At 73.0% G+C, this 20615-nt stretch carries 19 protein-coding genes and 1 pseudogene; 5 read left to right on the forward strand and 15 right to left on the reverse strand.

Translation table 11 applies throughout. The annotated features are described in order from the left end of the window. Positions 1-219: 219 nt before the first annotated feature. A pseudogene (locus tag ACJ6WD_RS18535) lies at positions 220-621 on the reverse strand (MBL fold metallo-hydrolase); the annotation flags it as partial. Positions 622-647: 26 nt separating this feature from the next. Between ACJ6WD_RS18535 and ACJ6WD_RS18540 the strand changes: the two are divergent. Continuing rightward, positions 648-1145 carry a hypothetical protein gene (locus ACJ6WD_RS18540; RefSeq protein ID WP_331248885.1) on the forward strand — a complete coding sequence of 166 codons (498 nt, stop codon included), beginning with the start codon at positions 648-650 and terminating at the stop codon, positions 1143-1145. Between the two features lie 84 nt (positions 1146-1229). After that, the gene (locus tag ACJ6WD_RS18545) at positions 1230-1706 is read left to right on the forward strand and encodes a PPOX class F420-dependent oxidoreductase (protein WP_016573726.1); all 477 of its coding nucleotides are present in this window, start codon (positions 1230-1232) and stop codon (positions 1704-1706) included. A gap of 16 nt (positions 1707-1722) precedes the next feature. Here the strand turns inward: ACJ6WD_RS18545 and ACJ6WD_RS18550 are convergent, their stop codons facing one another. Next, positions 1723-2445 (reverse strand): SDR family oxidoreductase, encoded by a 723-nt coding sequence (locus tag ACJ6WD_RS18550; protein WP_331248884.1) that lies wholly within the window; start codon positions 2443-2445, stop codon positions 1723-1725. A 103-nt stretch (positions 2446-2548) separates the two neighbouring features. On the opposite strand from ACJ6WD_RS18550, the gene ACJ6WD_RS18555 reads away from it, so the two are divergent. After that, positions 2549-3130 carry a MarR family winged helix-turn-helix transcriptional regulator gene (locus ACJ6WD_RS18555; RefSeq protein ID WP_233658162.1) on the forward strand — a complete coding sequence of 194 codons (582 nt, stop codon included), beginning with the start codon at positions 2549-2551 and terminating at the stop codon, positions 3128-3130. Here ACJ6WD_RS18555 and ACJ6WD_RS18560 read toward each other — a convergent pair. Further along, entirely contained in the window at positions 3108-3899 is a 792-nt protein-coding gene (locus ACJ6WD_RS18560) for a winged helix-turn-helix domain-containing protein (protein WP_233658161.1), read from the reverse strand. The two genes, ACJ6WD_RS18555 and ACJ6WD_RS18560, sit on opposite strands and share 23 nt — an antisense overlap. Positions 3900-3966: 67 nt before the next feature. Here ACJ6WD_RS18560 and ACJ6WD_RS18565 point away from each other — a divergent pair, with 67 nt between their 5' ends. Further along, positions 3967-4533 (forward strand): hypothetical protein, encoded by a 567-nt coding sequence (locus tag ACJ6WD_RS18565; RefSeq protein WP_233658160.1) that lies wholly within the window; start codon positions 3967-3969, stop codon positions 4531-4533. Between the two features lie 160 nt (positions 4534-4693). Here the strand turns inward: ACJ6WD_RS18565 and ACJ6WD_RS18570 are convergent, their stop codons facing one another. The 3 genes from ACJ6WD_RS18570 to ACJ6WD_RS18580 all read right to left on the reverse strand — a co-directional run bounded on the left by ACJ6WD_RS18570 (position 4694) and on the right by ACJ6WD_RS18580 (position 11788). Beyond that, positions 4694-6154 carry a glutamate synthase subunit beta gene (locus tag ACJ6WD_RS18570; protein WP_233658159.1) on the reverse strand — a complete coding sequence of 487 codons (1461 nt, stop codon included), beginning with the start codon at positions 6152-6154 and terminating at the stop codon, positions 4694-4696. Then, on the reverse strand, positions 6147-10757 hold the full coding sequence (gene gltB / locus ACJ6WD_RS18575; RefSeq protein ID WP_407616206.1) for a glutamate synthase large subunit: 4611 nt from the start codon (positions 10755-10757) through the stop codon (positions 6147-6149). The genes ACJ6WD_RS18570 and gltB overlap by 8 nt, the downstream gene beginning before the upstream one ends. A 299-nt stretch (positions 10758-11056) precedes the next feature. Beyond that, positions 11057-11788, reverse strand: coding sequence for a VIT1/CCC1 transporter family protein (locus ACJ6WD_RS18580; protein WP_233658348.1), 732 nt, complete (start codon positions 11786-11788; stop codon positions 11057-11059). A 372-nt stretch (positions 11789-12160) separates the two neighbouring features. Here ACJ6WD_RS18580 and ACJ6WD_RS18585 point away from each other — a divergent pair, with 372 nt between their 5' ends. Next, entirely contained in the window at positions 12161-13447 is a 1287-nt protein-coding gene (locus ACJ6WD_RS18585; protein ID WP_233658157.1) for an ADP-ribosylglycohydrolase family protein, read from the forward strand. Positions 13448-13567: 120 nt separating this feature from the next. Here ACJ6WD_RS18585 and lgt read toward each other — a convergent pair whose 3' ends face one another. The 9 genes from lgt to ACJ6WD_RS18630 form a co-directional block, all read right to left on the reverse strand. Continuing rightward, a complete protein-coding gene (lgt, locus tag ACJ6WD_RS18590; protein WP_233658156.1) occupies positions 13568-14557 on the reverse strand; it encodes a prolipoprotein diacylglyceryl transferase in 990 nt (329 codons plus the stop codon). A 105-nt stretch (positions 14558-14662) separates the two neighbouring features. Further along, complete coding sequence (locus tag ACJ6WD_RS18595) at positions 14663-15490, reverse strand: DsbA family protein (protein WP_233658155.1); 828 nt, start codon at positions 15488-15490, stop codon at positions 14663-14665. A gap of 78 nt (positions 15491-15568) precedes the next feature. Next, on the reverse strand, positions 15569-16438 hold the full coding sequence (trpA, locus tag ACJ6WD_RS18600) for a tryptophan synthase subunit alpha (RefSeq protein ID WP_331248882.1): 870 nt from the start codon (positions 16436-16438) through the stop codon (positions 15569-15571). Beyond that, entirely contained in the window at positions 16438-17709 is a 1272-nt protein-coding gene (gene trpB, locus ACJ6WD_RS18605) for a tryptophan synthase subunit beta (RefSeq protein ID WP_016573043.1), read from the reverse strand. Before trpB ends, trpA begins: the two co-directional genes overlap by 1 nt. A gap of 106 nt (positions 17710-17815) precedes the next feature. Beyond that, complete coding sequence (gene trpM, locus ACJ6WD_RS18610; protein ID WP_233658153.1) at positions 17816-17986, reverse strand: tryptophan biosynthesis modulator TrpM; 171 nt, start codon at positions 17984-17986, stop codon at positions 17816-17818. A gap of 30 nt (positions 17987-18016) precedes the next feature. Then, positions 18017-18826 carry an indole-3-glycerol phosphate synthase TrpC gene (gene trpC / locus ACJ6WD_RS18615; protein ID WP_331248881.1) on the reverse strand — a complete coding sequence of 270 codons (810 nt, stop codon included), beginning with the start codon at positions 18824-18826 and terminating at the stop codon, positions 18017-18019. A gap of 199 nt (positions 18827-19025) precedes the next feature. Continuing rightward, positions 19026-19472, reverse strand: coding sequence for a DUF2752 domain-containing protein (locus ACJ6WD_RS18620; RefSeq protein WP_233658151.1), 447 nt, complete (start codon positions 19470-19472; stop codon positions 19026-19028). Between the two features lie 112 nt (positions 19473-19584). Further along, the gene (locus ACJ6WD_RS18625) at positions 19585-19827 is read right to left on the reverse strand and encodes an HGxxPAAW family protein (RefSeq protein WP_037632767.1); all 243 of its coding nucleotides are present in this window, start codon (positions 19825-19827) and stop codon (positions 19585-19587) included. Between the two features lie 86 nt (positions 19828-19913). Next, on the reverse strand, positions 19914-20567 hold the full coding sequence (locus ACJ6WD_RS18630) for a TIGR02234 family membrane protein (protein ID WP_233658149.1): 654 nt from the start codon (positions 20565-20567) through the stop codon (positions 19914-19916). Positions 20568-20615 lie beyond the last annotated feature (48 nt).

The raw sequence follows: 20615 nt of genomic DNA on the forward strand, positions 1-20615 counted from the left end.
ATCGCCAGTCCGCCTCCGGGGTCGCCGCCGCCGGGGCCGCGTGTCCGTCGGAGCGGACCGGCACGCCGTGCGGCACGCAGACGGTGTCGACCTCGGCGAGGGCGGCCAGCCGGCGGCGATGCCGGCCAGCACCCGCTCGTGCAGGGCCCGTTCGACGGGGGTGAGGTCCGTCGGCGGCTCGGGCCGGGTGCCGTCGACGTACGGGACCTTTGGCGCACCGGCCAGGCCCCGGGCCCCGGTGGCGGCCACCAGGTCGGCGGCCGAGCCCATGTGGTCCACGTAGCAGTGGGTGAGGACGCTCTGGCGCAGCGCTCCGGGGCGGCCGCCGAGCCGGGTGATCGCGTCGAGGTTCGCGGGGGCCGAGCCGGGCAGTCCGGTGTCGACCGCGGCGTAGGCGTCGTCGGACAGTGCGACGAGATGGACGTGGCCCACGGGGAAGGGCAGTTGCCAGACGTGCGGGGCGAGCTGTCGGAGGTCCATGGTCGCGACGCTCATCGTCGGCGGGGTCGGGCAGCGGCGCTTTCTGCCGTGGGCAGATGGAGCGAACGGCGCACCGGACGGCGGTGGTCCGGACCGTTCCGTCCGCCGGACGGAACCCGTCGTGCCCCTGACACGTCCCATCCGCGACCGACCCGAGGAGGCACGTCATGCAGCACCCCGTCCACCCCACCCGCCCGCGCACCCGTGTGACCGCCCTGGTCGTCGCCCTCGCCTCGGCCGGCGCCGTCGCGCTCACCGGGTGCGGCAAGGGCACGCAGACCGTGGGCGCCGCACCGCCGCCGCGCGCCAAGGACGCCTTCGAGACGCGGGCCGCGCAGATAGTGCGGGACTGGCCGAAGGTCGCCCCGGTGTCCGGGCGGCAGGAGGCGCTGCTGCCGCTGGCCGGCGCGGACCACCCCACGCGCCCGGACGCCAAGGAACTCACGGTGACCGTCGGCCACAGCGCCTGCGACGCCGGCTACGGCGCCCGCGTCCTGGAGTCCAGGGAACTGGTCGTGGTGTCCGGATGGGGCAAGAAGAAGAACCCCGCGGGGATGTGCACCGAGCAGTTGGCGACCGACAAGACAAAGGTGCGGTTGGAGGGCCCGTTGGCGGGCCGCAAGGTGGTGGACGCGGCCACCGGCAGGCAACTGCTGAAGGGCTGAACCGACCGCCGGGCCGCGGCGAACGGGCGGCGGGAGCCGTGTGGGTTCGCCCCGGAGCGCACCGGACGCCCTAGGCTCGCGTGCATGAGCCCTTCCATCGCCACCACCACCCGTGTCGACCTGTCCGAGCTGCTGGAGTTCGTCCGCCCGCGGCACCGCGCGATCCTGCTCACCCGCCGCGCCGACGGCACCCCGCAGGGTTCGCCGCTGACCTGCGGGGTGGACGACTCCGGTCGGCTGGTGATGTCGACGTACCCGGAGCGGGCCAAGGTCCGCAACGTCCGCCGGGTCGCGTCGGTCAGCGTGCTCGTGCTGTCCGACGAGTGGACCGGCCCGTGGGTGCAGGTCGACGGCGAGGCCGAGGTGATCGACTCCCCGGATTCCCTGGAGCCGTTGGTCGAGTACTACCGCAACATCGCCGGCGAGCACCCGGACTGGGACGAGTACCGCGCGGCGATGCGCAAGCAGGGCAAGTCCCTGATCCGCGTCACGCCCCGGCGCTGGGGCCCCATCGCGACCGGCGGCTTCCCGGCCCGTCTGGTGGCGGGCGACGCCGGCTGAGGGACGGGGCGCGGCGTCAACGGGTGGTGTGGGCGCCCCCGTTGACGTTCAGCACCTGCCCGGTGACGTGCCGGGCCGCCGGCGACGCCAGGAACGCCACCGCGCCGGTGACGTCGTCCACGGAGCCGGGGCGGCCGGTGGCAGTGTCCGCGACCAGCCGCTCCCGGCGCGCGTCGGCGAGCCGGTCCCGGAAGAACTCGGTGTCGGCGATGTAGCCGGGCGCGACCACGTTGGCGGTGATCCCGCGCGGGCCGAGCAGTCGGGCGAGTTCGACGTTCCAGGAGGCGAGTCCGGCCTTGGCCGCCCCGTAGGAGCCGGAACCCTGGTCGGCGGCGATGGACCCGATGTGGATGACCGCCCCGCCGTCCGCCAGCCGGTCCTCCAGGGCCCGGGTGGTCAGGGCGGCGCCGAGCAGGTTGGCGTCGAGGTTGGCGCGGAAGTCCCGGGCGTAGGAGGCCAGGTCGGTGCCGCCGTCGGCGTCGAAGTCGGTCTGTCCGCCGGCGTTGTTGACGAGGACGTCGAGGCGTTCGGGCAGTTGCGCGGCGAGCCGGAGCAGCGCCGCGGGGTCGGTGTGGTCGCAGACCAGGGCGGTCACCCCGGCGACGGCGTCCGCGACCGCTCGGAGCGGGCCGGGGCGCCGGCCGGTGATGACGACGTGGTCGCCGTGGCCCGCGAAGTGCGCGGCGAGGGCGCGGCCGATGCCGGTGCCGCCGCCGGTGATCAGGAGGGTGCGTGCCATATGCTGAGCTCCGTCCGTGATTTTTAGATCTAAATGCATAACGCGCGACGCCCTCCGTTGAGGGCTAAATTTAGACCTGAACATAACACTCCCAGGAGGTCCGGTGGCAAGCGAAACCGCGACACAGGACGGCGCCGACCACCCCGAGGCCCGCACCGCCGGCTATCCCGTCGAGGAGATCGCCGCCGCCTGGCGCCGCGAGCGCCCGGGCACGCCGGTCTCCTCCATCGGGATCGTCACGCCCATCTGGCGGCTGGCCAAGCTCCTGGGCGACGACCGGCGCCGGGTGCTGAGCGGCGCCGGGATGGACCCGGCCACCCTCGACCTCCTGAGCGTGCTGCGCCGCGGCGGCCCGCCGTACACCCTGACCACCCGGGAGCTGGGCCAACGCTCCATGATCACCGCCGGGGCGGTCTCCCAACGGGTGGCCCGCGCCGAACGCGACGGCCTGGTCACCCGGCGCCCCGGCGAGGGCCGCCCCCGCACCGTCCTGGTCGAACTGACCCCAGCCGGCCACCACCTCGTCGAGTCCACCGTCGACCGCGTACTGGGCCGCGAGGCCGAGCTGATCGAGGCGCTCGCCCCCGCACAGCAGGAGCAGTTGGCCGGGCTGCTGCGGGTGCTCCTCCAGGACGTCCAGCACCGCCTCGGCGACGACCGGATCACCCAGGTCGGCGAGGACTGACCTCCGCCCGGTCCCGCGCCGGCGGCGCCGCCGGCGTGGGCGTGAGCACCTCGTCGGACAACCCCAGCCGGGCCCGGAAGGCGACCCGGCCGGCCTCGGTGACCGCGAGGATCCGGCTGGCCGGGGCCCTGATGACCCAGCGGTGCTCCAGCGCGTGCCGGTAGAGGGCGGCCCCGACCGCACCGGAGAGGTGCTGGCGCCGCGAGGTCCAGTCGAGGCAGGTGCGCACGTGCGCCCGGTGCGTCGACGCATGGCCGCCGCCCTCGATACCCAGCGCGACCAGCCACGCGGTACCGGCGTCGGTCAGCTCCAGTCCGTGCTCCCGCCCCAGCAGGCCGCGTTCGGTCATCGCCTCGGCGATGGCCACCCCGAGGGCCCCGGCGATGTGGTCGTAGCAGGTGCGGGCGTGATGCAGGGCCCGGCGGTGGTTGGCCTCGGCCAGCGAACGGATCCGCACCCGGCGGTAGGGGGCGAGCCCGGCGAGGTTCTCCAGGATCTCGGCGGTGTCCGACCCGGCCAGTCTGACGTGGCGCCGTCGCCCCCGCCGTTCCTCGGCCAGCAGGCCGCCGGCGACCAGGAGGTTGAGGTGCTCGGTCGCGGTGGACGGCGCCACCCCGGCGTACTCGGCCAGCTCGCCGGCGGTCCATGTGCCGCCGTCGAGCAGGGCGATGCAGATGGCGGCGCGGGTCCGGTCCGCGAGCAGCGCCGCGAGGGCTGCCACATCGGGGGTTTCCGCGGTGCTTTCGTGATCGGCGTCCCATCGAATCATGTGCAGAGCGTAATCACATATAACACTTCGGTGAGCGCCGAATCGTCCGGCTTCTATCCTCAAGAACATGAAATCCGCGCTGGAGAAGAGCAGTTCGGTCGTGCCGGCGCTGCTGTCAACGGAGAACGACGACGGGACGTTCGTGCTGGTCGCGCTACAGGTCCGGTGGGACCTCGGCCCCGTGGTGAGCGTCTGGTTGCCCGCCCGGGGGTGCACCGCACAGAACCTCGCGGTGCGCCCCGACGTTGTCTTCAACCTGCCGCCCGGGGGGACGGCCACCCAGGAAGGAACGGGCGGCGGCCCCGACGGGGAGGTGCCGTGGACGGAGCCCTCCGAGCTCGTCCGCCCGCCCCGACTGGCGCACTGCCCCGTGCAGTTGGAGGCCCGGCGGGTCGGCGAGCGGACGGTGACCGACGGCGCCTGGACCCAGATCGAGGCGCAGGTGCTGCGGGTGCACGCGGACCCGCGCTGGGTGCTGCCGCTGGGCGACGGGGCCATCGACGTGTCGGCCTGGCGCGCGCCGGTGCACGACTTCCGACCGCCGGACGCTCCCCCGCAGCAGGCCGTGCCCGCGCCCGCCCGGGAACTCGCCCAGCAGTTGGGACGGCGCTTCCCCGCGCAGCGGGACGGCTAGCACGGGCGGGCCGGCGGGCACCCGCACGGCCCGGGAACGACAGTGCGGCGCCTGCCCTCCGGTCGGGGTGGAGGAGCAGGCGCCGCCGTACGGGGGCCGGGCTCTCACCCGGTCCCCGTGCCTCCGTACGACGCTGTACGGGACATTCGGGGACGGACGCTCACGCCGTCAGGGCGCGGTCCGTCGGCTTGATCGGGGCCGGCAGGGCGCTGGCTCCGGTCAGGAAGCGGTCCACGCCGCGGGCGGCCGAGCGGCCCTCGGCGATGGCCCACACGATCAGCGACTGGCCGCGGCCGGCGTCACCTGCGACGAAGACGCCGGGGACGTTGGTGGCGAAGTCCGCGTCGCGGGCGACGTTGCCGCGCTCGTCCAGCTCCACCCCGAACTGCTCGACCAGGCCGTTCTTCTGGTCGGTGCCGGTGAAGCCCATCGCGAGGGTGACCAGTTGGGCCGGGATCCTCCGCTCGGTGCCGGGCTTCTGCTCCAGCTTGCCGTCCTTGAACTCCACCTCGATCAGGTGCAGCCACTGGACGTTGCCGTCCTCGTCGCCCTCGAAATGGGTGGTGGAGACCGAGTAGATCCGCTCGCCGCCCTCCTCGTGCGCGGAGGTGACCTTGTAGAGCATCGGGAAGGTCGGCCAGGGCTGGTGCGCGGCCCGCTCCTCGCCCGGCCTCGGCATGATCTCCAGCTGGGTCACCGACAGGGCGCCCTGGCGGTGCGCGGTGCCGACGCAGTCCGCGCCGGTGTCGCCGCCGCCGATGACGACCACGTGCTTGCCCTCGGCGCTGATCGGGGCGACGGTCAGGTCGCCCTCCTGCACCTTGTTGGCCAGCGGCAGGTACTCCATCGCGAAGTGGATGCCGTTCAGCTCGCGGCCGGGCGCCGGCAGGTCGCGGGAGGTGGTGGCGCCGGCCGCGATGACCACCGCGTCGTACCGCTTGCGCAGCTTGCGGGCGTCGAGGTCGCGGCCGATCTCCACCTCCGTGCGGAACTTGGTGCCCTCCGCGCGCATCTGCTCGATGCGGCGGTTGATGTGCCGCTTCTCCATCTTGAACTCGGGGATGCCGTAGCGGAGCAGGCCGCCGATGCGGTCCGCGCGCTCGTACACCGCCACCGTGTGGCCGGCGCGGGTCAGCTGCTGGGCGGCGGCCAGACCGGCCGGGCCGGAGCCGATGACGGCGACGGTCTTGCCCGAGAGCCGCTCGGGCGGCTGCGGGGTGACGTCACCGTGGTCCCACGCCTGGTCGATGATGGAGACCTCGACGTTCTTGATGGTGACCGGCTGCTGGTTGATGCCCAGCACGCAGGCCGCCTCGCAGGGGGCGGGGCACAGCCGACCGGTGAACTCCGGGAAGTTGTTGGTCGCGTGCAGCCGCTCGCTGGCCGCGGTCCAGTCCTCGCGGTAGGCGTAGTCGTTCCACTCGGGGATGAGGTTGCCCAGCGGACAGCCGTTGTGGCAGAAGGGGATGCCGCAGTCCATGCAGCGCGACGCCTGCTTGGTGATGATCGGCAGCAGGGAGCCGGGCTGGTAGACCTCGTTCCAGTCCTTGACGCGCTCCTCGACGGGGCGGGTCCGGGCGTGCTCGCGCTCGTGGGTCAGGAAGCCCTTGGGGTCAGCCATTGGTCGCCGCCTCCATCATCTTCTCGTGGGTCTCGGACTCGGAGAGCCCGGCCTGCTCGGCGGCTTCCTTGGCGGCGAGCACTGCCTGGTACGTCGACGGGATGACCTTGCTGAAGCGCGCGGCCGCGGCATCCCAATCGGCGAGGAGCTTCTCGGCGACGGTGGAGCCGGTCTCCTCCTGGTGGCGGCGCACCACGTCGTGCAACCACTGCCTGTCGGCGTCGTCCAACGGACCGACCGCGTCGACGAGTTCCTTGTTGACGTTGGCCGGGTCCAGGTCGATGACGTAGGCGGAGCCGCCGGACATGCCGGCCGCGAAGTTGCGGCCCGTCTCGCCCAGGACGACGGCGCTGCCCCCGGTCATGTACTCGCAGCCGTGGTCGCCGACGCCCTCGGAGACCACCGTGGCACCGGAGTTGCGGACGCAGAACCGCTCGCCGACCCGGCCGCGCAGGAACAGTTCGCCGCCGGTGGCGCCGTAGGCGAGGGTGTTGCCGGCGATGGTGGAGTACTCCGCGAGGTGGTCGGCGCCGCGGTCCGGGCGGACCACGATCCGGCCGCCGGACAGGCCCTTGCCGACGTAGTCGTTGGCGTCGCCCTCCAGGCGGAGGGTGACGCCGCGCGGCAGGAAGGCGCCGAACGACTGGCCGGCCGACCCGGTGAAGGTGAGGTCGATGGTGTCCTCGGGCAGGCCCGCACCGCCGAACTTCTTGGTGACCTCGTGGCCGAGCATGGTGCCGACGGTGCGGTTGATGTTGCGGATCGCGACCTGGGCGCGCACCGGCTGGGCGGCCTCCGCACTGTCCGCGGACAGTGCGTCGGAGGCCAGCTCGATCAGCTCGTTGTCCAGCGCCTTCGCCAGGCCGTGGTCCTGGACGGTGACCTGGTGGCGGACCGCGCCCTCGGCCAGGTCGGGGACGTGCAGCAGCGGGGCGAGGTCCAGGCCCTGGGCCTTCCAGTGGTCCACCGCCCGCGCGACGTTGAGGACCTCGGCGTGCCCGATGGCCTCGTCCAGCGTGCGGAAGCCCAGCTCGGCGAGGAGTTCGCGGACCTCCTCGGCGATGAACTCGAAGAAGTTGACGACGAACTCGGCCTTGCCGCTGAACCGCTCGCGCAGCACCGGGTTCTGGGTGGCGATGCCGACCGGACAGGTGTCCAGGTGGCAGACACGCATCATCACGCAGCCGGAGACCACCAGCGGGGCGGTGGCGAAGCCGAACTCCTCGGCGCCCAGCAGGGCCGCGATGACCACGTCGCGGCCGGTCTTGAGCTGGCCGTCGGTCTGCACCACGATGCGGTCGCGCAGGCCGTTGAGCAGCAGCGTCTGCTGCGTCTCGGCCAGGCCCAGCTCCCAGGGGCCACCGGCGTGCTTCAGCGACGTCAGGGGCGAGGCGCCGGTGCCGCCGTCGTGGCCGGAGATCAGGACGACGTCCGCGTGCGCCTTGGAGACGCCCGCCGCGACCGTGCCGACGCCGACCTCGGAGACCAGCTTCACGTGGATGCGGGCGGCCGGGTTGGCGTTCTTGAGGTCGTGGATCAGCTGGGCCAGGTCCTCGATGGAGTAGATGTCGTGGTGCGGCGGCGGCGAGATCAGGCCGACGCCCGGGGTGGAGTGCCGGGTCTTCGCGACCCACGGGTAGACCTTGTGGCCGGGCAGCTGGCCGCCCTCGCCGGGCTTGGCGCCCTGGGCCATCTTGATCTGGATGTCGTCGGCGTTGACGAGGTACTCGGAGGTCACGCCGAACCGGCCGGACGCCACCTGCTTGATGCTGGAGCGGCGCGCCGGGTCGTAGAGGCGGTCCGGGTCCTCGCCGCCCTCGCCGGTGTTGGACTTGGCCCCGAGCTGGTTCATGGCGATGGCCAGCGTCTCGTGGGCCTCACGGGAGATCGAGCCGTAGGACATGGCACCGGTGGAGAACCGCTTGACGATCTCGGACGCCGGCTCCACCTCGTCCAGCGGGATGGCCTGGCGGTCGGACCCGAAGGAGAACAGGCCGCGCAGCGTCATCAGCCGCTCCGCCTGCTCATTCACCCGTTCGGTGTACTGCTTGAAGATGTCGTAGCGGCGCGCACGGGTGGCGTGCTGGAGCCGGAAGACGGTGTCCGGGTCGAAGAGGTGCGGCTCGCCCTCGCGACGCCACTGGTACTCGCCGCCGATCTCCAGGGCGCGGTGGGTGGCGGCGATGCCGGAGGCCGGGTACGCCTTGGCGTGCCGGGCCGCGACCTCGCGGGCGATGACGTCCAGACCGGCGCCGCCGATCTTGGTGGTGGTGCCGTGGAAGTACTGCGCGACGAATTCCTCGTCCAGGCCGATCGCCTCGAAGACCTGCGCGCCGCGGTAGGAGGCGACGGTGGAGATGCCCATCTTGGACATCACCTTCAGCACGCCCTTGCCGAGCGCCTTGATGAGGTTCTTCAGGGCGGTGTCGGTCTCCACGCCGGGCAGGAAGGTGCCGGCCCGGACCAGGTCCTCGACGGACTCCATGGCCAGGTACGGGTTGACCGCGGCGGCGCCGAAGCCGATCAGCAGCGCGACGTGGTGCACCTCGCGGACGTCACCGGCCTCGACCAGCAGCCCGACCTGGGTGCGGGTCTTGGTGGCGATGAGGTGGTGGTGGACCGCGGCGGTGAGCAGCAGCGACGGGATCGGCGCGTGCTCGGCGTCCGAGTGGCGGTCGGAGAGGACGATCAGCCGGGCGCCGTCGGCGATGGCGGCGTCGGCCTCGGTGCAGATCTGCTCGATGCGGTCGGCCAGCGCCTCGCCGCCGCCGGAGACCCGGTAGAGGCCGGAGAGGGTCACGGCCTTCATGCCCGGCATGTCGCCGTCGGCGTTGATGTGGACGAGCTTGGCCAGCTCGTCGTTGTCGATGACCGGGAACGGCAGGGTCACGCTGCGGCAGGAGCCCGCGGTGGGTGCGAGGAGGTTGCCCTGGGGGCCGAGGGAGGAGATCAGGGAGGTGACCAGCTCCTCCCGGATCGCGTCCAGCGGCGGGTTGGTGACCTGCGCGAACAGCTGGGTGAAGTAGTCGAAGAGCAGCCGGGGGCGCTCGGAGAGCGCGGCGATCGGCGAGTCGGTGCCCATGGAGCCGATCGGCTCGGCGCCGGTCTTGGCCATCGGCGCGAGGATGACCCGCAGCTCCTCCTCGGTGTAGCCGAAGGTCTGCTGGCGGCGGGTGACCGAGGCGTGGGTGTGCACGATGTGCTCGCGCTCGGGCAGGTCGGCGAGGTCGATCAGGCCGGCGTCGAGCCACTCCTGGTAGGGCTGCTCGGCGGCGAGCTGCGCCTTGATCTCGTCGTCCTCGATGATGCGGTGCTCGGCGGTGTCCACGAGGAACATCCGGCCCGGCTGGAGGCGGCCCTTGCGGACGACCTTGGCGGGGTCGATGTCCAGGACGCCGACCTCGGAGGAGAGCACGACCAGGCCGTCGTCGGTGACCCAGTAGCGGCCCGGGCGCAGACCGTTGCGGTCCAGGACCGCGCCGACCTGGACGCCGTCGGTGAAGGTGACGCAGGCCGGACCGTCCCAGGGCTCCATCATCGTGGAGTGGTACTGGTAGAAGGCCCGTCGGGCCGGGTCCATGGCGGTGGCGTTCTCCCACGCCTCGGGGACCATCATCAGCACCGCGTGCGGCAGCGAGCGCCCGCCGAGGTGGAGCAGCTCCAGGACCTCGTCGAAGGAGGCGGAGTCGGAGGCGTCCGGGGTGCAGACGGGGAACAGCCGGTCGAGGTTCCCGGGGTCCCCGTTGCCGAAGAGCGCGCTGGCCAGCTGGGACTCGCGGGCGCGCATCCAGTTGCGGTTGCCCTTGACCGTGTTGATCTCGCCGTTGTGGGCGACGAAGCGGTACGGGTGGGCGAGCGGCCAGCTCGGGAAGGTGTTGGTGGAGAACCGCGAGTGGACCAGTGCGATGGCGGTGGCGAACCGGCGGTCGGACAGGTCCGGGAAGAAGGGCTCCAGCTGGCCGGTGGTGAGCATGCCCTTGTAGACCAGGGTGCGGGCGGACAGCGAGGGGAAGTAGACCCCGGCCTCCCGCTCGGCGCGCTTGCGCAGCGCGAACGCCTTGCGGTCCAGCGCCAGACCGGTGTTCTTCCGGTCGGCGACGAACAGCTGGGAGAAGGCCGGCATGGTGGCGCGGGCGCCGTTGCCCAGCAGCTGCGGGGCGACCGGGACGACCCGCCAGCCGAGGACCTCCAGGCCCTCCTCACCCGCGAGCGTCTCGATCTTCGAGACGGCGGCGGCCGCATCGTGCGCATCGGAGGGCAGGAAGGCGATGCCGACCGCGTAGGAGCCGGCCGCGGGGAGCTCGAAGGTGACGTTCTCGCGAAGGAACGCGTCCGGAACCTGGAGCAGGATGCCCGCGCCGTCGCCCGAGTCGGGCTCGGAGCCGGTGGCACCGCGGTGCTCCAGATTCGTCAGCACGGTCAGGGCCCGTTCGACCAGGGCGTGGCTGGCCTCGCCGGTGAGCGTGGCCACGAAGCCGACGCCGCAGGCGTCGTGCTCGTTGCGCGGGTCGTACATGCCCTGCTGGGCGGGGCGGCCGTCCATGGGCGACCAAGCGGCGGCGGCGCTGCTGGTGGTCGCGGAGTGCGTGGACGCGTAGCGCATCGGCTCTCCCAACGTCGTCGTGGCATTTGCATTGCCGAGGGACGACGTTGGCCCTCCGCGAAATTTCGTGCAGGTTACAGGATGGCTCGCTTCTCAAAAAGCGGAAGATGCCTTCCAACATGCGGACACCGCACCGGCGGTGAAACGGAATTTCTCAGGAATACGGACGGAAACGAGCCGCCCTCTGCGGCGGCGTTCGGCGAGCGACATTGCCCGCGACGCCAGGGCCTTATGCCCGGTCGTCAACAAACCGAAACCGCTGGGTAACGCGGCCATCATGCGGTCACCCGAATGGGACGTCAACCCACCACCGTTCCGAACAGCGCGCCGAGGGCGTACGTCACGCCCGCCGCGGCGCCACCCAGGGCCAACTGCCGCAGCCCGCTGAACAACCAGGAACGCGCCGTCACCCGCGCGACCACGGCACCGCAACCGAAGAGCCCGAACAGCGCCAGGAGCACCGCCGGCCAGAGCGCACTGGCACCCAGCAGATAAGGAAGAAGAGGCAAAAGGGCGCCCAAGGCAAACGATCCGAAGGAAGAAACGGCCGCAATTGCCGGAGAAGGAAGGTCGGACGGATCGATGCCCAATTCCTCGCGGGCGTGGATCTCCAGCGCCTGCTCGGGGTCGCGGGAAAGCTGCTCGGCGACCTTCCTGGCGAGCTCCGGCTCGACCCCGCGGGACACGTAGAGCGCCGCCAGCTCCTCCTGCTCGTCCTTCGGGTACTTGCGCAGCTGGGTCCGCTCGGCGTCCAGCTCCGCGACCACCAGCTCACGCTGCGAAGCCACCGAGGTGTACTCCCCCGCCGCCATCGAGAACGCGCCGGCCGCCAGCCCCGCCAGCCCGGTGATCACGATCGTCTGCTGCGACACCGCGCCACCGGCCACACCCGTCATGAGGGCGAGATTGGACACCAGGCCGTCCATCGCGCCGAACACGGCGGGTCGCAGCCAGCCGCCGTTGACGTCGCGGTGGGTGTGGTTGTCGCGGTGCGCCACGTGGGTCGGCGCGGCGGCGTCCATGATCTCCATGACCGACATGTCTGGACCTGCTCCCTGCTCTGCGAGGTGTGGGCCGCTGACGGCACTTCCCCCTCCAACACCTCGAAGCTATGCGCGAATTACCTTCCTCCGCTAGCAAGGAAGGCCGAACTTACCGCGCTGACCTGCGGCTTTACCGAGAAGTCGAGCTTGTGATCCCGATCACGAGCACTTTTCGCGGCCCGCGGCCCCCCATGCCGGCCGGTCGACCGGGTGACCCTGCCGGCCCGCGGAGCACAGTCGGCCCACCGCGGGGGACGGATACCGCGCCGGGACGACCGCGCACGGGCCCCGCCGACCGCCACCCGCCCCGGCCGCCACCCGCCCCGCGACCATGGCCCCCAGCGAAAGGACGCCCCGCAGATGACGGACGCCACCACCGCCACCACGACGCCGCCGGACCCGGAACCGGCCGCCCCCGCAGGGCCCCTGACGACCCGCGCCGCCGCCCCGGAGCCCGGACCGACCGGTGCGCCGCCCGAGATCGCCCCGTTGGAGGACCGGGCGAGCGGCGCGCTCGTCGGGGCCGCGGTCGGCGACGCCCTCGGCGGGCCGGTCGAGGGCCTGACGCCGGAACAGATCGTGGCCCGGCACGGCGGCCGGATCGAGGGCATCGTCGGGCCGTTCCACGCCGACTGGCGCACCGCCAGACCGCTCACGCCGTACCACAAGGGCGACGGCCACGTCACCGACGACACCCTGATGACCCACGCACTGGTCCGCGTCTACGAGACGGTCCGCGACCACCTCGACGCCTACGACGTCGCCGACCACCTCGTCCCCGACCTGATCGGCACCCCGCGCTGGATCCCCGAACTGGAGGCCGAGGCGCTGCCGTTGCAGCGGATCTTCCTCGCCGAGAAGTGGATCGTGGCACGGCTGCACTACGGGCACGCCGATCCACGCGAGGCCGGCGTCGGAAACATCGTCAACTCCGGTGCCGCGATGTACATGACGCCGGTCGGCGTCGTCAACGCTGGCAATCCCGACCGGGCTTACGCCGAGGCATTGGACATCTCCGCCGCCCACCAGGCTTCTTACGGGCGTGAGGCGGCCGGGGTGTTCGCCGCCGCGGTGGCCGCCGCGTTCCTCCCGGACGCCACCCCGGCCTCGGTGGCCGGGCACGCGCTGCGGCTGGCGAAGGACGGCACCCGGGCCGCGATCGAGGCGGTCTGCGACGTCGCCGCGCCGCACACCGACTACGAGTCCGCGCTGGTGCCGCTGCGGGCCGCGGTCGCGCCGTTCGACACCGTGGGCCCGGACCACCGCCAGCCGTCGCTGGGCGCCCGCCGGCCCTCCCGACTGCACGCCGTCGAGGAACTGCCCATCGCCCTGGGCATGCTGCTGGTCACCGACGGCGACTACCGGGCCAGCGTCCTCGGCGCGGTCAACTACGGACGCGACAGCGCCGCCACCGCCACGATGGCCGGTGCCCTGGCCGGCGCCCTGAACGGTGCGGCGGCGGTGCCCGCCGACTGGCAGTCCGAGGTCGCCCGGGCCAGCCGGCTCGACCTGCACGCGCCGGCCGCCGCCCTCGCCGCCGTCACCCGTGAGGTGTTCGCCCGCGACCGCGCCCGCCGCCTCCGCCACGAGCAGGCGTTCGGCGCCATCGCGGCGCGGCTCACGGTGACCGAGGCCAGCGGGCGGTGACGGTCCGGGCGGCGGGGCGCCCCGCCGCCCGGACCACGGCGCGAACGCCGGAGCGCCGGGCGGTCCCGCGGTGAACGGGTCCGCCCGGCGCTCCGGTCGGAAGGGGGATCGACGGTCGCGTCAGGTCTTCGCGCCGCCCTGGCTCCCGGCGGCCTCGGCCGGATCCGGCTTCCCCTCGGCCGCTCCCTCGACGACCTCGGCGTCCTTGGTGAGCTTCACCTCGGCCGCTCCGTCGGCGGCCTCGGCGTGCGCGGTGCCCGCGGCGTCGTCCCGGGGGCCCTCGGCGAGCTGCCACTCCGGCTCGACGATCTCCTCGCGCCCCGGGGCCTTCTTGGCGGAGACGATCATGTAGACGACCGCCAGGACGAAGACGACCAGCGAGGTCCAGTCGTTCAGCCGCAGGCCGAGGATGTGGTGTGCCTCGTCGACGCGCATGTACTCGATCCAGGCGCGGCCGACGCAGTAGGCGGCGACGTAGAGCGCGAAGACCCGGCCGTGGCCGAGGCGGAAGCGCTTGTCCGCCCAGATCACCAGCGCCGCGACGCCCAGGCACCACAGACACTCGTAGAGGAAGGTCGGGTGGTAGGTGCCGCCGATGCGGCCGATGGCCGGATCAGGGTCGATCCTGAGCGCCCACGGCAGGTCGGTCGGCTTCCCGTAGAGCTCCTGGTTGAACCAGTTGCCCCAGCGGCCGATCGCCTGTCCGATCGCGAGGCCCGGGGCCAGCGCATCGGCGTAGGCGGGCATCGGGATGCCGCGGCGACGGCAGCCGATCCAGGCGCCGAGGGCACCCAGCGCGACCGCGCCCCAGATGCCGAGGCCGCCCTGCCACACCTTGAAGGCGTCGAGCGGATGACCGTTCTCGCCGAAGTACGGCTCGTACGTCGTGATGACGTGGTAGAGGCGCCCGCCGACCAGGCCGAAGGGCACCGCCCACACGGCGATGTCGGCGACGGTGCCGGAGCGGCCGCCGCGCTGCACCCAGCGGCGGTTGCCGAGCCAGACGCCGACGAACACGCCGATGATGATGCAGAACGCGTAGCCGCGCAGCGGGATCGGGCCGAGATGGACGACACCGGTCGGCGGGCTGGGAATGAATGCGAGGTCCATGGCAGGACCGACGCTACCGCGCCGGGCGGGGTTGGCGACAACCCGCCCGGCAACGGCTGCGTAACGACCCCGCCGGGGTGGCGGGCCGTACCGCCGCCCGGCGGATCAGCCCCGGACCGGCGCCTTCTTGCCCTTGTTGGCCGCGAGCACCAGCTTCTTCAGCTCGGCGGGGGTGACCTGGCCGCCCTGGACCTGCGCGAGGTCCTTGCCGTTGAGGATGACGGTCGGCGTGCCGCGGAACCCGCCCTGGGCGAACGCCTCGTTCGACTTGCGCACGAAGCCGTCGTAGCGGCCGGTGCGGACACAGGTGGTGAACGCGTCCGACACCAGGCCGTCGACCTTCCCGGCCAGCTGGATCAGGTACTTCTTGTCGCTGAAGCGGTCCTGCTGCTCCGGCGGCTGGTGGGAGTAGAGGACGTCGTGGTACTCGCGGAACTTCCCGGCGTCCTGGGCGCACAGCGCGGCGTTGGCGGCGTTCAGCGAACCGGTGCCGCCGGCGTTGCCGTCGATCAGGGTGGCGAGGTGGTACTCGGTCTTGAGCTGGCCGGAGTCCTGGAGTTCGTGGATCACCGGGCGGAAGCCGGTCTCGAACTGCTGGCAGGCCGGGCAGCGGAAGTCCTCCCAGACCACGAGGGTGGAGGGGGCGCCGGCCATGCCCACCGGGACCGCCGGCTTGTCACCGTCGCTGGCCTTCTTGGGGAGGGCGAAGGCGGTGTCGCCGGTGCTGCCGGACCCGCCGCCGGAGGACACCCAGACGGCGACCCCGCCGGCCACCGCGAGCGCCGCCACCACCGCGCCGCCGACGACCGCCTGGCGGATCCGCCGGGCGCGCGTCTTGTCCTTGGTGCGCTGTGCCTGCAGCCGCTCGCGGGCGCTGCTCGTTCGGTCACGGTCCTGGCCGTCATGGTTCTGGCCGTCATGGTTCTGGTTCACGCCCGTGGACAACGAGGCGGAGGGGCGCGGTCGCACCCCTCCGCCGCGAAGTTCGCCCCATCGGGCGATCCGCCCGGGTCAGTCGCGGGCCGCGCCGTCCCGTCGCACGCCCTCGCCCAACTGGCCGGCGAGGCCGCGCACCGCGGCGAGTCCGGCGTCAAGGTCGTCGTCCGCGGCCAGCAGGCACTTGACGAACGCCGAGCCGACGATCACACCGTCGGCGAACCGGGCCACCTCACGGGCCTGCTCGGCGTTGGAGACCCCGAGCCCGACGCAGACCGGGAGCCCGCGGCGGGCGCCGGCGGTGGCGCGGGTGCGGGCCACCAGGTCCTCGGCCTCCCGGCCGACGGACTCGCGGGTGCCGGTGACGCCCATCAGGGAGGCGGCGTAGACGAAGCCGCTGCCGGCCTCGGTGATCTTGGCCAGCCGCTCGTCCCGGCTGCTCGGCGCGACCACGAAGACGGTGGCCAGGCCGTGCTGCTCGGCGGCCTTGCGCCAGCCCTCGGACTCCTCGACCGGGAGGTCCGGCAGGATGCAGCCGGCGCCGCCCGCCTCCGCGAGGTCGGCCGCGAACCGCTCGACGCCATAGCGGTCGACCGGGTTCCAGTAGGTCATGCAGAGCACCGGCGCCCCGGTGGCGGCGTGCACCTCGCGGACCGTGCGGATCACGTCGGTGATCTTGACGCCGCCGCGCAGTGCGATGTCGTCGGCCGTCTGGATCACCGGCCCGTCCAGCACCGGGTCGCTGTGCGGCAACCCGACCTCGACGACGTCGCAGCCGCCGTCGAGCATCTCGATCATCGCGCGGATGCCGCCGTCGACGGTGGGGAAACCGGCCGGCAGGTAGCCGACCAGCGCCGCCCGGTCCTCCGCCTTGGCCTGCGCCAGCACGGACGACAGGAGTTCGATGTTGCCCGCGTTGGCCGCGTTGGCCGCGTTGCCCGCCATCAGTGGTCCCCCTCGCCGGTCCGGGACGCCTCGTCCGCGGTGTCGTACAGCCCGAAGTAGCGGGCGGCGGTGTCCATGTCCTTGTCGCCGCGGCCCGAGAGGTTCACCAGCAGCAGGCCGTCGGGGCCCAGCTCCCGGCCGATCTCCAGGGCGCCGGCCAGCGCGTGCGCGCTCTCGATGGCCGGGATGATGCCCTCGGTCTGCGACAGCAGCCGCAGCGCCTGCATCGCCGCGTCGTCGGTCACCGCGCGGTACTCGGCGCGGCCGACGTCCTTGAGGTAGGCGTGCTCGGGACCGATGCCCGGGTAGTCCAGTCCGGCCGAGATCGAGTACGGCTCGGTGATCTGACCGTCCTCGTCCTGGAGAACGTAGGAGCGGGAGCCGTGCAGGATGCCGGGGGTGCCCTCGGTGAGGGTGGCGGCGTGCTCACCCGTCTCGATGCCGTGGCCACCGGGCTCGCAGCCGATCAGGCGGACGTCGGCGTCGGGCAGGAAGGCGTGGAAGAGGCCGATGGCGTTGGAGCCACCGCCGACGCAGGCGACGGCGGCGTCCGGCAGCCGGCCGGCGCGCTCGATGATCTGGCGGCGGGCCTCGACGCCGATGACCCGGTGGAAGTCGCGGACCAGGGCCGGGAAGGGGTGCGGGCCGGCGACCGTGCCGAAGAGGTAGTGGGTGCGGTCGACGTTGGCGACCCAGTCGCGGAACGCCTCGTTGATGGCGTCCTTGAGGGTGCGGCTGCCGGACTTCACGGCGATGACCTCGGCGCCGAGCATCCGCATCCGGGCGACGTTGAGCGCCTGGCGCTTGGTGTCGACCTCGCCCATGTAGATGGTGCATTCGAGGCCGAAGAGGGCGCAGGCGGTGGCGGTGGCGACGCCGTGCTGGCCGGCGCCGGTCTCGGCGATGACCCGGGTCTTGCCCATGCGCTTGGTGAGCAGCGCCTGGCCCAACACGTTGTTGATCTTGTGCGAGCCGGTGTGGTTGAGGTCCTCGCGCTTGAGGAACACCCGCGCCCCGCCGGCGTGTTCGGCGAACCGCGACACCTCGGTGAGCGCGCTGGGCCGCCCGGTGTAGTTGACCATCAGGTCGTCGAGCTCGGCGGCGAACGACGGGTCCGCCTTGGCCTTCTCGTACTCGGCGGCGACCTCGTCCACCGCGGCGACCAGCGCCTCGGGGATGAACTTGCCGCCGAACGCGCCGAAGTAGCCCTCGGCGCTGGGCACTTGGCCTTCCGGGTCGGGAAGGAAGAAACGGGAACTTTCGGAGGACATCTGAGCACTCCTCGACCGGGGCGCACTGCCCCGGAGGTCCGGTGAGAGGGGATGACGTGACGACTGCTGCGCGCAGTGGTGCGCCGCCGTTACGGGGACGGGCGCGTCAGCGCGCGGTCCCCGGGCGCCATCGCATCCCGTTGATCTGACCCGGTTCGGAGCCGATGTGGTACCGGACCCGGCGCCCGTGGACCCGCCGGGCGGGGGCCCGGCAGCCGCGGTGCCACGAGGGCAGCGCGGAGCGGCTGGCCTCGGGGCGGCGGGGTACGGCGGTCATCTCGGAGTGTCCTGCCTTCGGCGACCGGGGTCAGTCCCGGCCGTGCCGGATCGCCGGGTGGGAGCCCGCCGCGACCAGGTCGGCGACCGCGGTCCTGGGGTCCTTGCCGGTCACCAGCGACTCGCCCACCAGGACGGCGTCGGCACCGTCGTTGGCGTACGCGATCAGGTCGTGCGGGCCGCGCACGCCGGACTCGGCGACCTTGACGATGTGGTCCGGGATCTCCGGGGCGACCCGGGTGAAGGTGCCCCGGTCGACCTCCAGGGTCTTGAGGTTGCGGGCGTTGACCCCGATGATCCGGGCGCCGGCGTCGACCGCGCGGGCGACCTCGTCCTCGTCGTGCGCCTCGACCAGCGGCGTCAGCCCGATCGACTCGGCCCGCTCGATCAGCGACACCAGCGCCTCCTGCTCCAGCGCGGCGACGATCAGCAGCGCGAGGTCGGCGCCATAGGCCCGGGCCTCCCACAGCTGGTAGGCGGTGACGATGAAGTCCTTGCGCAGGACCGGGATGTCGACCTTGGCGCGGACGGCCTCCAGGTCGGCCAGCGAACCGCCGAAGCGGCGCTGCTCGGTGAGCACGGAGATGACCGCGGCACCGCCCGCCTCGTAGTCGGCGGCCAGGCCCGCGGGGTCGGCGATCGCGGCCAGCGCGCCCTTGGAGGGGCTGGAGCGCTTGACCTCGCAGATCACCCGGACGCCCTCGCCCTTCAGGGCGGCGACACCGTCCTTCGCGGGGCGCGCCTTGCGGGCCCGCTCCTTGAGCTCGTCGAGGCTGACGCGCGCCTGCCGCTCGGCGAGGTCGGCGCGGACTCCTTCGATGATCTCATCGAGCACGCTCACGCGAGCGGCCTCCTTCTTGAACGGTGGAGGTGGACAGTGACCTGTGGGACCGGACGACTGTCCCAACCGGTCCTCTGATGGTATCCGCCTGCGGGAGCAGGTCCCGCATCCGGTGGACCGTGGTCCCACACCCTGGACACCTCCGGGACGCGGGGAGGGGCGTCCGCGGCGGGGCGGCGGGGTCCCGGCGCGGTGCGGGTCACGGGCGCAGCCCAGCGCCGAGGGGGAGGTTGCGGACGACCGTGAAGGCCAGCAGCAGCGTGCCGAGCGCCCACCAGTGGACCGGTCGGGGACGCGGGCCGGCGGTGGGCAGGCCGCGGGCCGCCCGGGCCAGCCAGACCAGCCAGAAGAGCGCGAACGCGGCGTAGCCGGCGACCGCCGGGGCGTTGGCGCCGAGTGCCGTGACGAGGTCGCCGTGCGCGACGGCGTGGGCGCTGCGCAGTCCGCCGCAGGCCGGGCAGAGCAGGCCGGTGAGGTGCAGCAGCGGGCAGACCGGGTAGTGGCCCGGTTCGTTCGGGTCGACGGCGCCCACCCAGGCGAAGGCGGCGGTCACGGCCGCGAGGGTGCCGACCGGTGCCGCGAGGCGGCGCAGCGGACGGGCGGGCCGGGAGCCGTCCGGCCCGAGCGGTACCACGGGATCGCTCACGGTGCCGATGCTGCTACCGGAAGCGGAAAGGCGCAGCTTCTCGGCCGCCGTACGGGGCGCGGGCCGTACGGGACGCGGGAAGCGGCGCCTTCGGGTTGCTGCCGGGCGGGGCTCAGCCCTCCTGCGGCTGGACCTTGGCCGGGGCGACCTTGGCGGAGCGCTTCGGCTCCTTGCCCATGCCGGCGGCGCGCATCAGGCCACCCACGACGGCACCGGCGGCGATCAGCACCATGCCCGCCCAGAAGCCGGCCACGTTGGCCATCACGATGAAGACACCGGCCACACAGAAGCCGATGAACGCGATGATGACGCCGGTCCAGGCGGCGGGGGTGTGTCCGTGGCCACTGCTCGACATGGGGTGCTCCTCTTTGCTGAAGTCGCGCCGGGGTCCGGGCGCGGAACCGTCGTCGTCCATTGTCACCGATGCCGGACGGAACCCTTTTACCGGGTGGGGTCCTCGCCGCGGTCCAGGGACTTCCAGATCTCCTCGGGGCGCTCCAGGTCCGGCGCCGCCGGGGCGCGCCGGGGACCGCGGGCGCCGCCCGGGGTGCGCTCGTAACGGCCCGACATCGCGGGCCAGGAGCGGCCGTACACCAGGGCCAGCAGCCCGGCGAGGAGCAGCAGCACGCCACCGGCGGCGGCCACCCAGGGCCAGACGGTGTGCGTGACGTGATGCACATCGGCGCCGGCCAGGCCGACCGCGTCGGCGGCCTTCTCGCGCAGCGCCGAGGTGTCGCCGTAGCCGAGTGCGGCGGCGGCGGTGACGCCCAGGCCGCTGAGCGCCAGCAGTGCGGCGACCACGATCCGGCCGACCCGGCGGACCGCGAAGACGGCGACCAGGGCGGCCAGGCCGACCACCGCCAGCGCGCCGGGCACGCCGGTCACGTCGGCGCCGGTCACGGTGCGCGGCAGTTCGCCCTGGGCGAGCACCGCGGTGCCCCGGGCCCAGGTGCGGCCGGCGGCCAGCAGCGCCAGGCTGGCGCCGGCTGCGCCGAGCAGCAGGGCCGGGGCGAGGGAGCGCTTGGCGCTGCGCGCGGGCCGGGCCGGGGACGGCGACGGCTCGGTGTCGGTACGGGGCTGGGGTGCGGCACTCACGCGTACCACTATCGCCCACCGGCCCCGGTGCGCCGGTGGGCGGGGGTG

It is taken from the genome of Streptomyces sp. VTCC 41912, from assembly GCF_045799175.1.
Lineage (GTDB): Bacteria > Actinomycetota > Actinomycetes > Streptomycetales > Streptomycetaceae > Streptomyces > Streptomyces albulus_C.

Bases quoted from the DNA above. Each gene is read 5' to 3' on its own strand.
- ACJ6WD_RS18550 (WP_331248884.1), bottom strand. From the start codon at position 2,445: ATGGCACGCACCCTCCTGATCACCGGCGGCGGCACCGGCATCGGCCGC.
- ACJ6WD_RS18570 (WP_233658159.1), bottom strand. From the start codon at position 6,154: ATGGCTGACCCCAAGGGCTTCCTGACCCACGAGCGCGAGCACGCCCGG.
- ACJ6WD_RS18540 (WP_331248885.1), top strand. From the start codon at position 648: ATGCAGCACCCCGTCCACCCCACCCGCCCGCGCACCCGTGTGACCGCC.
- lgt (WP_233658156.1), bottom strand. From the start codon at position 14,557: ATGGACCTCGCATTCATTCCCAGCCCGCCGACCGGTGTCGTCCATCTC.
- trpM (WP_233658153.1), bottom strand. From the start codon at position 17,986: ATGACCGCCGTACCCCGCCGCCCCGAGGCCAGCCGCTCCGCGCTGCCC.
- ACJ6WD_RS18580 (WP_233658348.1), bottom strand. From the start codon at position 11,788: ATGGAGATCATGGACGCCGCCGCGCCGACCCACGTGGCGCACCGCGAC.
- trpA (WP_331248882.1), bottom strand. From the start codon at position 16,438: ATGGCGGGCAACGCGGCCAACGCGGCCAACGCGGGCAACATCGAACTC.
- ACJ6WD_RS18560 (WP_233658161.1), bottom strand. From the start codon at position 3,899: ATGATTCGATGGGACGCCGATCACGAAAGCACCGCGGAAACCCCCGAT.
- ACJ6WD_RS18565 (WP_233658160.1), top strand. From the start codon at position 3,967: ATGAAATCCGCGCTGGAGAAGAGCAGTTCGGTCGTGCCGGCGCTGCTG.
- trpB (WP_016573043.1), bottom strand. From the start codon at position 17,709: ATGTCCTCCGAAAGTTCCCGTTTCTTCCTTCCCGACCCGGAAGGCCAA.
- ACJ6WD_RS18585 (WP_233658157.1), top strand. From the start codon at position 12,161: ATGACGGACGCCACCACCGCCACCACGACGCCGCCGGACCCGGAACCG.
- ACJ6WD_RS18545 (WP_016573726.1), top strand. From the start codon at position 1,230: ATGAGCCCTTCCATCGCCACCACCACCCGTGTCGACCTGTCCGAGCTG.
- ACJ6WD_RS18625 (WP_037632767.1), bottom strand. From the start codon at position 19,827: ATGTCGAGCAGTGGCCACGGACACACCCCCGCCGCCTGGACCGGCGTC.
- gltB (WP_407616206.1), bottom strand. From the start codon at position 10,757: ATGCGCTACGCGTCCACGCACTCCGCGACCACCAGCAGCGCCGCCGCC.